Origin of the sequence: Amycolatopsis echigonensis (genome assembly GCF_014174495.1) — a bacterium.
GTDB classification, from domain to species: domain Bacteria; phylum Actinomycetota; class Actinomycetes; order Mycobacteriales; family Pseudonocardiaceae; genus Amycolatopsis; species Amycolatopsis echigonensis.
This window is the reverse complement of sequence record NZ_JACJHR010000001.1, coordinates 204,795-218,497: the sequence shown is the minus strand read 5'-3', so window position 1 is coordinate 218,497 and position 13,703 is coordinate 204,795. Positions and strand designations below refer to the sequence as shown.

The 13,703-nt window shown below is 71.1% G+C and carries 13 protein-coding genes; 6 read left to right on the top strand and 7 right to left on the bottom strand.

What is annotated here, in order from left to right:
- Nucleotides 1–9: 9 nt before the first annotated feature.
- On the top strand, nt 10–765 hold the full coding sequence (locus H5411_RS01030; RefSeq protein WP_101440277.1) for an IclR family transcriptional regulator: 756 nt from the start codon (nt 10–12) through the stop codon (nt 763–765).
- A gap of 9 nt (nt 766–774) precedes the next feature.
- Here H5411_RS01030 and H5411_RS01025 read toward each other — a convergent pair whose 3' ends face one another.
- Nucleotides 775–1,347, bottom strand: coding sequence for a TetR/AcrR family transcriptional regulator (locus H5411_RS01025; RefSeq protein WP_183122679.1), 573 nt, complete (start codon nt 1,345–1,347; stop codon nt 775–777).
- A gap of 52 nt (nt 1,348–1,399) precedes the next feature.
- Between H5411_RS01025 and H5411_RS01020 the strand changes: the two genes are divergently transcribed.
- Complete coding sequence (locus tag H5411_RS01020) at nt 1,400–2,617, top strand: metal-dependent hydrolase family protein (protein ID WP_183122678.1); 1,218 nt, start codon at nt 1,400–1,402, stop codon at nt 2,615–2,617.
- Nucleotides 2,614–3,465, top strand: a complete 852-nt coding sequence (locus tag H5411_RS01015; protein ID WP_183122677.1) for an alpha/beta hydrolase — start codon at nt 2,614–2,616, stop codon at nt 3,463–3,465. Before H5411_RS01020 ends, H5411_RS01015 begins: the two co-directional genes overlap by 4 nt.
- Before the next feature lie 40 nt (nt 3,466–3,505).
- Here the strand turns inward: H5411_RS01015 and H5411_RS01010 are convergent, their stop codons facing one another.
- The 6 genes from H5411_RS01010 to H5411_RS00985 all read right to left on the bottom strand — a co-directional run bounded on the left by H5411_RS01010 (nt 3,506) and on the right by H5411_RS00985 (nt 9,017).
- A complete protein-coding gene (locus tag H5411_RS01010; protein ID WP_183122676.1) occupies nt 3,506–4,660 on the bottom strand; it encodes an LLM class flavin-dependent oxidoreductase in 1,155 nt (384 codons plus the stop codon).
- Nucleotides 4,657–5,667: an ABC transporter substrate-binding protein gene (locus tag H5411_RS01005; protein ID WP_183122675.1), complete on the bottom strand. Its 1,011-nt coding sequence runs from the start codon at nt 5,665–5,667 to the stop codon at nt 4,657–4,659. The genes H5411_RS01010 and H5411_RS01005 overlap by 4 nt, the downstream gene beginning before the upstream one ends.
- Nucleotides 5,654–6,358, bottom strand: coding sequence for an ABC transporter ATP-binding protein (locus H5411_RS01000; RefSeq protein WP_183122674.1), 705 nt, complete (start codon nt 6,356–6,358; stop codon nt 5,654–5,656). The genes H5411_RS01005 and H5411_RS01000 overlap by 14 nt, the downstream gene beginning before the upstream one ends.
- Nucleotides 6,343–7,158, bottom strand: a complete 816-nt coding sequence (locus H5411_RS00995) for an ABC transporter permease (RefSeq protein ID WP_183122673.1) — start codon at nt 7,156–7,158, stop codon at nt 6,343–6,345. Before H5411_RS00995 ends, H5411_RS01000 begins: the two co-directional genes overlap by 16 nt.
- Before the next feature lie 623 nt (nt 7,159–7,781).
- On the bottom strand, nt 7,782–8,492 hold the full coding sequence (locus H5411_RS00990; protein ID WP_183122672.1) for an MBL fold metallo-hydrolase: 711 nt from the start codon (nt 8,490–8,492) through the stop codon (nt 7,782–7,784).
- 24 nt (nt 8,493–8,516) lie between these two features.
- Nucleotides 8,517–9,017, bottom strand: coding sequence for a DinB family protein (locus tag H5411_RS00985; protein ID WP_183122671.1), 501 nt, complete (start codon nt 9,015–9,017; stop codon nt 8,517–8,519).
- Between the two features lie 43 nt (nt 9,018–9,060).
- On the opposite strand from H5411_RS00985, the gene H5411_RS00980 reads away from it, so the two are divergent.
- From H5411_RS00980 to H5411_RS00970, 3 genes are all read left to right on the top strand, one after another.
- A complete protein-coding gene (locus tag H5411_RS00980; RefSeq protein WP_246368615.1) occupies nt 9,061–9,951 on the top strand; it encodes a DMT family protein in 891 nt (296 codons plus the stop codon).
- 293 nt (nt 9,952–10,244) lie between these two features.
- A complete protein-coding gene (locus H5411_RS00975) occupies nt 10,245–11,921 on the top strand; it encodes an ABC transporter ATP-binding protein (protein ID WP_183122669.1) in 1,677 nt (558 codons plus the stop codon).
- On the top strand, nt 11,918–13,681 hold the full coding sequence (locus H5411_RS00970) for an ABC transporter ATP-binding protein (RefSeq protein WP_183122668.1): 1,764 nt from the start codon (nt 11,918–11,920) through the stop codon (nt 13,679–13,681). The genes H5411_RS00975 and H5411_RS00970 overlap by 4 nt, the downstream gene beginning before the upstream one ends.
- Nucleotides 13,682–13,703: the final 22 nt, after the last annotated feature.

Genomic DNA, 13,703 nt, shown 5'->3' with positions numbered 1-13,703 from the left:
ACTCAACCCATGCGTACCACTGGACGGAACGGCGACGGGCTCGTGACCGCCCGCGTCGCCGCCGTGCTGGAAGCGTTCCGCCCCGGCGACGACGCGCTGGGCGTCTCCGAACTGGCGCGCCGGACCGGGCTGGCGAAAACGACCGTGCACCGGCTGGCCGGGCATCTCGCCGACACCGGCCTGCTGGAACGCGACGGCACGTCCGTCCGGTTAGGACTGCGGCTGTTCGAGATCGGCCAGCTCGCGGTGCGCCGCCGCGGCCTGGTCGAGGCGGCGCGGCCCTACCTGGCGGATCTGCGGGAGGCCACGCGGAACACGGTGCATCTCGCGGTCCTGGAAGGCACCGAGGTGGTGTACCTGGACGTGCTGCGCGGGCCGGACGCACCGGATCTGCCCTCGCGCACCGGCGGGCGGTTTCCGGCGCACGCGACCGGGGTCGGGAAGGCGATCCTGTCCCGGTCCCCCGAGGACGTCGTGACGCGCGTGATCGATGCCGGGCTGCCCCGGGTCAGCGCGCGGACGATCACCGCGCCGGGGTTGCTGCGCCGCCAGCTGGCGCGGATCCGCGAGGACGGGATCGCGTTCGAGCGCGAGGAATCCGGCGTGGGCGTGGTATGCGCGGCCAGTCCGCTGGTCGACGCGAACGGACTCGCGGTAGCCGCGGTGTCGATCTCCGGATGGGCGACGCGGATGCGCACCGAACGGGTCGCGCCTGCCGTGCGGACCGTGGCGCTGGCGTTGTCGCGGACCGTCGCCGAAACCTGATCACCGTCCCTAGGATTGCCCTTTGCTCATCCGCAGAACCAGGGCGAGGGCGTCGTCCGGGCGGGTTCCCGGAGTCAGCACTTCCTGCAACAACAGACCCCGAATCGCGGCAACCGCGACAGTCGCCATCGTCCGCGCTTCCCCGGCATCGCGCCCTTCGCGTTCGGCGAGAGACGCCAGCATCTTCGTCAGATCGTCGAGCGAGCCGATGAACTCGCGGAAGTCCTCCGGCCGGTACGCGGCCAGTCCCGCGACGTGGAAGAACCCGCGGACCCGCGACAGCAGCTCCGGGCGGGTGTAGGTCCGCCAGATCTCCACGACGAACTCGTCAAAGGTGCAACGGCGGGCGGTTTCGGAAAGCACCTCGTTGTCGCGGGATCGCTGCGCCTCGAGCATGGCCGTCAAGACGCCCGGCAGCGACCCGAAGTGGTAGCGCAGCAGCGCGTGGCTGGTTCCGGCCCGGGCGGCGACCTCCCGGAGCGACACGTCCGGCGAGGGAAGGGCCTCGTCGAAGGCATCGAGAAGCCGGACCAGGAGGCGCGTGCGGGCGTCGTCTCGGGGTTCCGCGCTTGACAGGCTCACTCCGGCAGTTTATCCATTGGAAAAGAACGCTGCAACGGCGGAGGGAACGCTCGTGGGACGTTTTCAGGTAGTCGGCGCGACGGTCGTCGACGGGTCCGGCCGCGATCCCGCGGACGTCACCGTCGCCGTCGAAGACGGCCGGATCGCCCAGCCCGGCGCGTCCGGCGAACGCCTCGAGGCCGACGGGCTGACGATGACGCCCGGCCTGATCGACGCCCACGCCCACCTGGGCCTGTCGAGCCCGATCGAGCCGCAGTTCTCGTTTCGGCTCAGTGCCGCCGAGATCGCGGCCGACATCTTCGCCACGGCCGGCGCGGCGCTCGACGCCGGCTTCACGACCGTCCGGGACACCGGCGGGATCGACGGCGGCGTCGTCACCGCGATCGCCAAGGGCAAGGTCCGGGGGCCGCGCGTGCTGTCGTGCGGGCCGGTTCAGTGCCAGACCGGCGGGCACGGCTACTACGGAGCCGAGTGGGAACCCACCGAACTCTGGAGCAGCCACCACATTCCGGGTCTCTACGCCCTGTCCATGCAGTCGGGGAACGCGAACGAGCTGCGCGGCAACGTGCGCGAGGCGTTCCGCCGCGGAGCCTCGTTCCTGAAGCTCTGCGTGACCGGCGGGGTGGTCAGCGCGCACGACCAGCTGACCGACACCCAGTTCACCGTCGAAGAAATCGCCGTCGCGGTCCAGGAGGCCGCGGCACGGAACACCTACGTGACGGTGCACGCCCACAACAACGAGGGCATCCGGAACGCGGTCGAAGCCGGGGTGCGCTGTGTCGAGCACGGCACCGACCTCGATGAGCCGACCGCCGCCCTGATGGCCGCGCGCGGCGTCGCTCTCGTGCCCACCTTCGCGGTCGTCGAGCAGCTGCTGCGGGACTCCGCCGGCACCGGGCTCAACGAGTCGATCCGCGATCGCGTGCTGGGGGTTCGCGAGCGGATGGCCGAGGCGCTCGCGGTCGCCAAGGAGGCCGGGCTGCGGATCGGGCTGGGGTCCGATCTCATCGGCCCGGGCCAGGACCGCCGCGGCGAAGAACTCCGATTGCGCGCCGAGCTCGAGACGCCGATGGAAGCTCTCGTAGCGGCCACCAAGACCAACGCCGAAATCCTCGGCCTGTCCGGCGAGGTGGGACTCATCGCGCCCGGCAGGCAGGCGGATTTCGTGCTCTGGAACGGAAACCCGCTCGACAATCCGCAGCTCTTCTCCGACCGTGACAACGCCGTTGTCGTCGTCCAGGCCGGACGTATCGTGAAGGACCTCCGATGACCGCCATGTGGAACGGCTGCCTCGCCGACACCGACTACTTCGAAATGCGTTCCCGGGGCGGGCACGAGTACGGCGTCTGGGTCACCACGCCGCCCGGCTACGACCCCGCCGCGCCAGCACCGGTCATGTATGTGCTCGACGGCAACTGGACCGTGGGCATGACGGCTCCGCTCATCGTCACCCAGGCGGATCCCATGCAGAAGGTCCGGCCGTACGTCCAGGTCAGCGTCGGGTACGCGGGCGAGGAAGCACAGCAGTGGGCGACGCTGCGCAACCGCGACCTCGTGCCGCCTGGGGAGCCGGTCGCCCCGGAACTCGTCGATGCCGTGGAAATGGGAGTCGACACGGGCAGGATGACCCGCGAGCAGGCCGACGCCTACCTCGCCGAACTACGCGACACCCGTGCCGATGCGTTCCTGGGCTTCCTCACCGAAGAACTGAACCCGCGGATCGAACGCGAATACGGGACAGCGGCGAGCGGTCACGGCCTCTTCGGCTACTCCTACGGCGGGCTGTTCAGCCTCTACGCCTGGCTCAGCGGCTGCCCGCTCTTCGAGAGCATCGGCGCGGGCAGCCCCGGCGTCGTCGGTGAAGACAGCCAAATTTTCGCCCGGCTCCGCGAACTCGGCGACAACCTGCCCGCCGCCAAGCTTCACGTGACCGTCAACGAACGGGAGCTTTTCGGGGACCTGGCGGTTTACCAGAACCTCGCGAAGAACACGGCCGTTCTCCTGCACCGCCTCGGCTCCCGCGACGGAACCGTCACCAGCGAGGTCCTGCGCGAAACGCACGTGACCGGCCTGCAAGCCTCGTTCCTCAGCTACCTCCGGACCTGCCGTTCCCAGTAGCCGCGGCGGGCCGCGCACGCGCCGCCACTCACGGCTCTCCTTACTGAGCAGCCACCGCCCGCTCCCCCGGCACCGCCCGCACCGCCGGAACCTCGCCCAGCAACCCGCGCCGGGCCAGCTCCGGCCGCACCCCTTCGCCGAACCAGTACGCCTCCTCCAGATGCGGATACCCGGAAAGGACGAACTCCGACACCCCGGCCTCGTGGTACTCCTCGATCAGGTCCGCGATCTCCGCGTAACTGCCCACGAGCGCCGTCCCCGCACCGCCGCGGACCAGACCGATCCCGGCCCACAGATGCGGGTGGATCTCCAGGTCCCGCGCGGTCGTGCCGGCTCGGCCGCCGTGCAGGGCGACCATGCGCTGCTGCCCCACCGACTCGCTCGCCGCCAGCTGCGACTGGGCCTTGGCGATCTGCTCCGGGCTCAGCGCGTCGAGCAGCTTCTGCGCCTCCGCCCAGGCCTCCGCCGAGGTGTCGCGCGCGATCGTGTGCAGCCGGACGCCGAACCGGACCGTCCGTCCCTCCTGCTCCGCCAGCTCCCGCACCTTGGCGATCTTCTCCGCGACCTGGGCGGGCGGCTCGCCCCAGGTCAGGTACACGTCGGCGTGCCGCGCGGCGACCGGGAGCGCCGCCGCCGACGAGCCGCCGAAGTACAGCGGCGGCACCGGATCCGGCGCGGCCAGCGTGGTGGCTCCTTCGACACGCAGGTGGTCGCCGGCGAAGTCGAACGGCTGGCCCGACCACACGCCGCGCACGATGGAGAGGAACTCGTCGGTCCGGGCGTAGCGGGCGTCGTGGTCGTGCCAGTCGCCGAAGCGGCGCTGTTCGATCGCGTCGCCGCCGGTCACGATGTTCAGCAGGACCCGGCCGCCGGACAGCCGCTGGAACGTGCCGGCCATCTGCGCGGCGAGCGTCGGCGAGATGACGCCCGGCCGGAACGCGACCAGGAACTTCAGCCTGCTCGTCTCGCGGATCAGCGCGGCGGTGGTCAGCCAGGCGTCCTCGCACCAGGTCCCGGTCGGCGTCAGCACGCCCTCGAACCCCAGCCGCTCGGCCGCGCGGGCGACCTGCGCGAGATAGTCGAGATCGGCGGGCCGCTGCGCGCTCGGACCCTGGGATTTGTTGGCGTGGAAGCGTTCCACGATCGTCCGGCCGTCCCCGGTGGTCGGCAGGAACCAGTGCAGTTTCACGCTCATCCGTTCCTCCTCGCGGCCTCGATGTCGGGCCCGTAACGGCGGTCGACGAACGCCGCGAAGTCGACCTTCCCGGGCAGCGTGCCCTCGTTCGTGAACGCGTCGGAGAGCTGTTGTTCGGACGCGACGACGGAATCGTCCAGCGGAATCGGACGGTCCCGTCCGGCGGACACGGCTTTCTTCGCCACTTCCGGCTTCAATCCGGTTTCCGCTGCCCACGCGCGCGCCCATTCGTCCGGATGCGAGTTCGCCCAGAGCTGGGCTTTCACCACGCGCTGCACGAAATCCTTGATCGCCGAGTTCTTGCCCGGATCGGCCGGCGCGGTGGTGCTGGCGGTCTCGAAGGCGAGCCCGTTGGACGCGCCGCGACCGTCGGCGAGCACCCGGGCGTGGGCGTCGATCTGGGCCTGCGCGGTGTAGGGATCCCAGATCGCCCACGCGTCGATCTGGTGCTGCGTGAACGCGGCGAACGCCTCGGACGGCTGCAGGAACGAGATCTTGATGTCCTTGGTGGACAGTCCGGCCTTCTTCAGCGTATTGAGCAGCTGGCCGTGCGCCGAACTCCCCTTCGCAACCCCCACCGTCTTCCCGCGCAGGGAAGCCACATCCGTCAGCGGGGAATCCGGCGGCACCAGAATGGTTTCCCGCTCCACATTGCTCTTCGCCACGCTGACCACGGAGATCTTCGCCTTCGACGCCGCCGCGAAAATCGGCGGTGTATTGCCCACCCGGCCGACGTCGATCGCGCCCGCCGACGCCGCTTCCAGCAAGGGCGGCCCGGACGTGAACGTGGACCATTCGATCCGATACGGCGTGCCGCTCAGCTGATTCGCCGCGGTGAGCAGGGATTTCACCCCGCCCTTCTGGTCGCCGACGCGCAGCGTGACCTTCTTCAGCTCCGCGGGCGACACCGCGGCGGGCACCGGCGCGCGACCGTCCGAAGCGGACGACGAGCAGGCGGCGAGCCCGGTCAGCAGAAGCGCCGCGGCCAGGACGTTACGCAGGTGCACCTTCGGTCACTCCCAAATCGGCCAGGACGCGGCTGCGCACCTCGGCATTGTCGGCGGCCTTCCGCGGACGCGGCTGGCCGAGAACGTGTTCGGCGACGATGTGGCCCTCGCCCAGGACGAGGATTCGGTCGGCGAGCACGAGCGCTTCGTCGACGTCGTGAGTCACGAGCAGCACCGCGGGCTGATGTGTGCGCCAGAGATCCTCGACGAGCCGGTGCATCGCCAGCCGGGTCAACGCGTCGAGTGCGCCGAAGGGCTCGTCCAGGAGCAGCAGATCCGGCTCCCGGACCAGTGCCCGGGCGAGCGAAACCCGTTGCGCCTCACCGCCGGACAGCGTGAGCGGCCACTTGTCGGCGTGCTCCGCCAGCCGCACCTCGGCCAGCGCTTTCTCCGCGACGGCGCGGTCGTTGTCCTGCCGCAGGCCGAGCACGATGTTGCGCCAGACCTTGCGCCACGGCAGCAACCGCGGCTGCTGGAACGCGACGGAGACCGTCCCGTCGACACTGGCCGTGCCCTCGATCTCCTGGTCCAGCCCGGCCAGCACCTTCAACAGCGTCGACTTCCCGGACCCGCTCCGCCCGAGCAACGCCACGAACTCGCCGCGGCCGATGTCCAGGTTCAGTCTAGTGAGGACAGTCCGATCCCCGAACTTCTTCGCGAGGTCACGGACCTCGACTACCGGGCTCGCCATCGCAGGGCCCTCCTTTCGAGCAGCCGGACGAGCGCGTCGGTGACGAGGCCCAGCACGGCGTAGACCACGAGCCCGACCACCACGACGTCGGTGCGCAGGAATTCGCGGGCATTGTTGATGAGATAACCGATCCCGGCGTCCGCGTTGACCGTCTCGCCGACGATCAGCGCCAGCCACGCGACGCCGAGCGACTGCCGCAGCCCGACCAGCGCCTGCGGCAGCGCACCCGGCAGGACGACGTGCCACAGCCGCTCGGCGCGGGTGAATCCCAGTGCCCGCGAGGCTTCGACGAGCTGCGGGTCGGCGGTGCGGATTCCCGAGTGGACATTCAGATACAGCGGGAACGCCACGCCCAGCGCGACCAGAAAGATTTTGGTCTCCTCGCCGATCCCGAACCACAGGATGAACAACGGGATCAATCCGAGGAACGGCAAGGTGCGCAGCATCTGCACCGGCGGGTCGACCAGTGCCTCGCCCCAGCGGGACAGGCCCGCGACGGCCCCGAGCAAGAGCCCGGCGATCGCCCCGAGTGCGAACCCCGCACCGACGCGGCCCAGCGAAACCACGAAGGCGCTGCCGAGTTCGCCGCTGCGGGCGACGTCGACTCCGGCTTGCAGGACAGTCCAGGGCGAACTGAGTTTGTCGGGCGGCAACGCGCCGGTCGAGCTGGCGATCTGCCACGCCGCGACCAGCGCGACCGGGCTGATCCAGCGGCGCAGCGACGGTGCCCGCCAGCGGTGCGCGCGTTTCGGCGCGGCCGTTTCGGCGCGCGGCAGCACGCCCGTGGTGGAAATCGACACGGATTTCTCCCGGGTGGGGTTTTCGTTTCAGGGAAAAGGAATTCAGCGGCGGGACAGACAGACGGCGCTCGCCTGCTGCCGGAGGTCGACGTGCAGGCGGCACACGAGGAGGACGCCGCGTTTCATGCCCCCGAGCTTCGATCCCCGGACGGGTGAAGTCAATGTCGCGCCGGACGGCTCTCACACACTGGAACCTGCGCGGCGGTGTACGGAGTTTGTTCACCGAGCGGGCGCGCGGAGGCCTGCGATGCGGGACGGGTTTCCCGGTCCGCTGCCGAACATGGGGTGCCTCAGGCTGTTGCGCGGTCGCTCCAGCTGTCGCGGCGACCGTCTCCGGGGGCGTTCCCCCGCCGACGCCGAGGGCCCAGCCGGAAACCCGCCGCCGCCACGGTGACTGGCCGATCCCGCTCAGCACCACCGACCTGAGGTGAACACCGGCGTTCTGGGCTCAGCCCGAAATTGTCGGTGCTGTGCGGTACAAGATCACTATGTTCATTTCGCAGGCACTGCAAGCGTTCCTCGCCCGTCACCCGCGCTCCGCGCCCCGTCTGCGCGACGGGGCCGTGCGCGCCTTGCCAGCACCCGTCCGACCGCACAGCCGGCGGCCCGAACCGAGACCCAGCTCAGCCGCCGAACATCCTCCGCCATTCTTCGAGCGATCGCGGCCGGAACACGAAATTCGTGCTCTTCACCCGCGACAGCGACGCCGACGATTCCGGCGAATACTGGTGCCCCGGGTACACCACCGGATCGCCTGGCAGGGTCGCCAGCCATTGCAGGCTGCGGAAAATCGCGTCGGCGTCGCCGCCCGGGAAATCGGTCCGGCCGCAGCCCTCCAGGAACAGCGTGTCCCCGGAAACCAGCCGGTCGCCGACCAGGAAGCACTGGCTTCCCGGCGTGTGCCCGGGCGTGTGGAGCAGCCGGATGTCGACCGAGCCGACCGTCACGACGTCGTCGTGGTCGTGGGCGCGCAGGTCGGTGTCCGACACCCCGGTCACCCGCCGCACCCACTCGCTTTCCTGCGCGTTGACGTGGACCGGCACCTGCCGCAGCGCGAGCAATTCCGCGATCCCCGGCAACGAGAAGCCCATCATGTCGCCGCCGACGTGGTCGGGGTGATGATGCGTGGCGAGCACGCCGGTCAGCCGCATCCCGTCGGCCTCCAGCGTCTCGACCAGGTCGCCGACCGCGTACGCCGGATCGACCAGCACCGCCTCGCCCGACTCGCGGTCCCCGATCAGGTAAGCGAAATTCACCATCTGGGTCGCGACGGGGTCCCCGACGGCGAAATCGCGGCCGGCGAGCAGTTGGCGGAAGTAGAGCTGGTCTGCCATGCCCCGCAGCCTAACGGTCGCCGGTCACTCCCCCACGGACCCGTCGGCGAGTTCCCGCAGCGCGTCGAGGTGCCCGACGTGCCGCGCGGTTTCCTGCACGACGTGCGCCAGCACCCAGCGGACGGTGAACTCCCCGGACCGCCGGGTCCGGTCCTCCGGCGTCAGCCCGGCCAGCGCCGCAGCCGCCCGGTCCCACTCGGCGCGGTAAGCCGCGACGACCCCGGCGACGTCGTCTTCGGGGGTCAAGTCCCAGCTCGGATCCGGCGAGCCCGGCCACAGCGACGGCTCGCCGGAACCGCCCGCCTCGATCACCAGCCACCACCGCTCGACCGCGGTCAGGTGCTTGAGCACGCCGAGCGCAGTGGTCCGCGGCGAGCTGGGCAGCGGGGCCGCGGCCGCCCGCTCCCGGGTCAGCCCGGTGACCTTTCGCACCGCGGTCGCCCGGAGGAAGTCCAGGAACCGCGTCTGCACGGTCATCTCGTCGCCGTCGAGTGGATCCGGCCAGACGCGTTCTGCCTCCGCCATGGCCCCGACCGTACTAGCACTGGAGAGGAATACGCTCGGTGTCATGGTGTGGGGATTTCTGTGCGCGCTGCTGTCCGCGGTGGCCTACGGCGTCGCTTCAGTGATGCAAGCGGTGGCCGCGAAGGCCGCGCCGGACAAGGGCGGCGCCGGGGTCGACCCGCGCTTGCTGCTGCGGGTGCTGAAGCAGTGGAAGTTCGTCGTCGGCCTGGTGCTCGACGGCCTCGGATTCGTCGCGCAGATCGCCGCCCTGCACGTTCTGCCGCTGTTTCTCGTCCAGGCGACGCAAGCCGCGAGCCTCGCGGTGACGGCCGTCGCGGTGCGGGTGTTCGGTGTCCGGCTCGGGGCGCGGGAATGGACCGCGGTCGGCGTCGTGGTCGCCGGGCTCGCGCTGCTCGGTTCGTCGGCGGAAAGCGAGGGCTCCAGCGAGGTCGGCCTGGGCTTCCGGCTGGCGCTGGCCGGTGCCGCAGCGGTCCTCGGGGTCGCTGGGCTTCTCGTCGGACGCGCCGGCGACCGGATCCGCACCGCCGGGCTCGGGCTGGTCGCCGGGCTGAGCTTCGGGCTGGTCGCGGTGGCAGGCCGGGTCATTCCGAGCCTCGCGCCGCTGGACCTGCTGCGCGACCCAGCGCTGTACGTCGTCGCCGTCGCGGGTGCGCTGGCCATGCTGTTCTTCGCCACCGCGCTGCAACGCGGCGGCGTCACGACCGCCACCGCGATGATGGTGCTCGGCGAAACGGTCATGCCGTCGCTGATCGGCGTGCTATTGCTCGGCGACCGGACGCGGCCCGGCTTCGCTGTCGTCGCGCTGATCGGGTTCGTCCTCGCGGTCGCCGCGGCGCTCGCGCTGGCCCGCTTCGGCGAACCCGAACCGGCCGTTGTTTCGGCCAGCGGGCAGCCTCCGGAGGCGGAGCCCGCAGGTCGCGACGCCCGCCGGTAGCTCCCTCGCCTCGGCTCGGCCAGGTCGACCGCTGAGGCGTGCCAGCACCCAGCGCGATCATCAGCGCTCCAGGCCCCGAAGTACCCGCCGACGAAGAAGGCGGCGACCCCGGCGAGCGGGCCGTTCCGCGGCTCCGCGCCGACGGACGATTCACTGCCGATCGGCGCGCTGGCACTTCGTGCGCACCACCTCCCGCCACCTCGCAGCCAAAGTTAGGCTAGCCTTTCCTGCGAGCGGACGAAAGGGAGGAACCGGCGCGCGGACCGGCCTCCTCCGCACGAACGGAGGCGCCGATGACCACCGGCCGGGACGTCCTGCGCAGTGCCGTCGCCGGGCAACGGAAATCCGTGCTCACCGCGTCCATGCTCGCCGCCGGGCACCAGGGCGGCGAATCGCTCGTCCCCGTGGTGATCGGCGTCGTGCTGGACCGGGCCGTCGCCGACAGCTCAGCGCTCACCCTCCTGAGCTGGCTGGCCGTGCTGGCCGTCGTCTTCCTCGTCCTTTCCTCCAGCTACCGCTTCGGCGCGCGGGCCGCCGAACGCGCGTCCGAACGAGCCGCGCACGAGATCCGGCTCGCGGTCAGCCGTCGCGTCTTGCACCCTCGCGGCGGCGCGGAGAACGGTTCCCTCGCCGGGGAATTGGTCAGCGTCGGGACCTCGGACGCCCGCCGGGTCGGGATGATCAACGCGGTGCTGCCGTTCGGCATCGCCGCGCTCGCCGGGCTGATCGTGAGCGCGGTCGTGCTCCTCCGGATGTCGGTTCCGCTCGGACTGCTCGTCCTCCTCGGCACCCCGCCGCTGCTGTTCCTCGCCCATCTCATCGGCAAGCCGCTGGAGAAGCGCAGCGAGCTGGAGCAGGAACGCGCCGCGCACGCCTCGGGCGTCGCAGCCGACCTCGTCAGCGGGCTGCGGGTGCTGAAGGGCATCGGCGCGGAACCGGCGGCGACGGCGCGGTATCGGCGCACCAGCCGGAATTCCCTGCAAGCCACCATCCGCGCGGCCCGCGCGCAGGCGTGGCACAACGGCGCGCTGCTCGCGCTGACCGGGATCTTCATCGCGATCGTCGCGCTCGTCGGCGGCTCGCTGGCCGCGCACGGCGAGATTTCCGTCGGAGACCTCGTCGCCGCGGTCGGGCTGGCCCAGTTCCTGCAGACGCCGTTCACCATTTTCGCCTGGGTCAACGGGCAGCTCGCCCAGGGCCGTGCTTCTGCCAGCCGGGTCGCCGCGGTGCTCAGCGCACCCCCGGCAGTCCCGGACGGCACCGGCGCATTGCCGGCTCCGGCTCGCGGCCACGTGACGTTTTCCTCGGTATCGCACGGGAAACTCCGCGAACTCGACCTCACCGTCCCGCCCGGCGAACTGCTCGGCGTCGTGACCGCCGACCCCGCCGCGGCCGCCGATCTCCTCGACTGCCTCGGCCGGTTCGCCGATCCTCGCGCCGGCACTGTGCACGTCGACACGGTGGATCTGTCCACTGTGGATCCCGACCGGGTCCGTGACGTCGTGCTCGTCGCCGCGCACGACACCGATCTGTTCGAGGGCACAGTGGAAGACAACGTCCGAGGCGGAATGCCCGCCGTGCCAGACGGCGTGCTCACCGCCTCCGCCGCCGACGAGGTCGCCGCGACTCTCCCCTCCGGCACCGCCACCACGGTCACCGAACGCGGGCGATCGCTGTCCGGAGGGCAGCGACAACGGGTCGCCTTGGCGCGCGCCCTCGCCACCGAAGCACCGATCCTGGTGCTGCATGACCCGACCACGGCCGTCGACACCGTGACCGAAACCCGCATCGCCACCGGAGTCGCGGAGCTTCGCCGAAACCGGACCACCATCGTGGTCACCACCAGCCCGGCGCTGCTCGCCGTGGCCGACCGGGTCGTGCTGCTCGAAGACGGGCGGGTCACCGCTGAAGGCAGCCACGCCGAGCTGGTCCGCGCCGAGGCGGCATACCGAGCGGCGGTGCTCTCGTGACCGAACGCGAACTCCTGCCGGTCGCCGCCGGACCGCGCATCCGGGCTGTCCTGCTCGACCTGCTGCGGCAAGCGAAAGGCCGCGCGATCGGGTCCTTCGCCTTCGTGGTCGGCGCGACCGCGATCGGCCTGCTCACCGCTCCCCTGCTCGGCCGCGTCGTCGACCTCGTCGCCACCCGGCAGCCCGCGTCCGCGCTCGGTTATCCGGTGGCCGGCCTCGTCCTGGTCGCCGCGACGTCCGCGATCGCCACCGCCATCGGCGTCTCGATGCTTGCCCGGCTCGGCGAAACGATGCTCGCCGACCTGCGCGAACGGTTCGTCGACCGGGCTCTCGGCCTGCCGCTGGAGCAGGTGGAAAAGGCCGGTTCCGGCGACCTGACCGCCCGGGTCACCAACGACGTGTCGGTCGTCGCCGAAGCGGTTCGGCAAGCCCTGCCCGCGCTGGCCCGTTCGGTGCTGACGATCGTGCTGACCCTGATCGCGATGGCGGTCCTCGACTGGCGCTTCCTCGCCGCGGCGCTGCTCGCGGTCCCGATCCAGCTGCACACCGTCCGCTGGTATGTCCGCCGCGCGACCCCGCTGTACGCGGCCCAGCGGACTGCCGTCGGCGCGCAGCAGCAACAACTTCTCGACACCATCGGCGGAGCCAAGACCGTCCGCGCGTTCCGGCTGGCGGACGCCCACGTCGACCGGGTCCGCGAGCGCTCGAACAGCGCGGTGAACCTGGCGTTGCGCGGAGTCCGCCTCGCCACCCGGTTCTACGGGCGGCTGAACCTCGCCGAGTTCGTCGGGCTTTCCGCCGTCCTGGCGACCGGTTTTCTGCTGGTGGGCGCGAATCTCGCCACGGTCGGCGTCGCGACGGCGGCCGCGCTGTACTTCCACAGTCTCTTCGGACCGATCAACACCGCGCTCGCCCTGGTGGACGACGCTCAGGCGGCGACCGCGAGCCTGTCCCGGCTGATCGGCGTGGCGGATCTGCCTTCACCGGCCGAACCTAGCCGCGTGAGCCGTCCGGTCGACGCGTCGGTGAAGGCCGTCGGCGTTGGACACTCCTATGTGGACGGCCATCCGGTGCTGCGCGACGTCGACCTCGAAGTCGCGCCGGGCGAGCGCGTCGCACTGGTCGGGGCGAGCGGAGCCGGGAAGACGACGCTGGCCAAACTGATCGCCGGGATCCACGAGGCCAGCAGCGGCACGATCTCCGTCGGCGGCGTCCCGCTCGACCAGCTCGGCCCGGCCGCCACCCGGCGCGCGGTCGCGTTGATCAGCCAGGAAGTGCACGTTTTCAGCGGGCCGCTGGCCGACGATCTCCGCCTGGCCGCTCCCGAGGCCAGCGACGAGGATCTCCGCGCCGCGCTGGCCAAAGCCGGTGCTGCCGAGTGGGTCGAAGGCTTGCCGGACGGGCTGGCGACGGTCGTCGGCGAGGGCGGGCATCGGCTGACCGTCACGCAGGCTCAGCAGCTGGCGCTGGTCCGGCTGGTGCTGGCCGACCCGCCGGTGGCGATCCTCGACGAGGCCACGGCCGAGGCGGGCAGCGCTGGGGCGAAAACGCTGGAAGCCGCCGCGGCCGCCGCGCTCGAAGGCCGCACCGGGCTGATCGTGGCCCACCGGCTGACCCAGGCGGCGGCTTCAGACCGCATCGTTGTCCTGGACGCAGGGGTGGTCGTGGAATGCGGGACGCACGACGAACTCGTCGCCGCGGGCGGCCGGTACGCCACGCTCTGGACCGCCTGGTCCGGCCTGCGCAGCCACCGTCCGTGAGGGACTCTGATTCCCTCACGGA

Bases quoted from the DNA above. Each gene is read 5' to 3' on its own strand.
- H5411_RS01030 (WP_101440277.1), top strand. From the start codon at position 10: ATGCGTACCACTGGACGGAACGGCGACGGGCTCGTGACCGCCCGCGTC.
- H5411_RS01015 (WP_183122677.1), top strand. From the start codon at position 2,614: ATGACCGCCATGTGGAACGGCTGCCTCGCCGACACCGACTACTTCGAA.
- H5411_RS01010 (WP_183122676.1), bottom strand. From the start codon at position 4,660: ATGAGCGTGAAACTGCACTGGTTCCTGCCGACCACCGGGGACGGCCGG.
- H5411_RS01000 (WP_183122674.1), bottom strand. From the start codon at position 6,358: ATGGCGAGCCCGGTAGTCGAGGTCCGTGACCTCGCGAAGAAGTTCGGG.
- H5411_RS00990 (WP_183122672.1), bottom strand. From the start codon at position 8,492: ATGGCAGACCAGCTCTACTTCCGCCAACTGCTCGCCGGCCGCGATTTC.
- H5411_RS00985 (WP_183122671.1), bottom strand. From the start codon at position 9,017: ATGGCGGAGGCAGAACGCGTCTGGCCGGATCCACTCGACGGCGACGAG.
- H5411_RS00980 (WP_246368615.1), top strand. From the start codon at position 9,061: ATGGTGTGGGGATTTCTGTGCGCGCTGCTGTCCGCGGTGGCCTACGGC.
- H5411_RS00975 (WP_183122669.1), top strand. From the start codon at position 10,245: ATGACCACCGGCCGGGACGTCCTGCGCAGTGCCGTCGCCGGGCAACGG.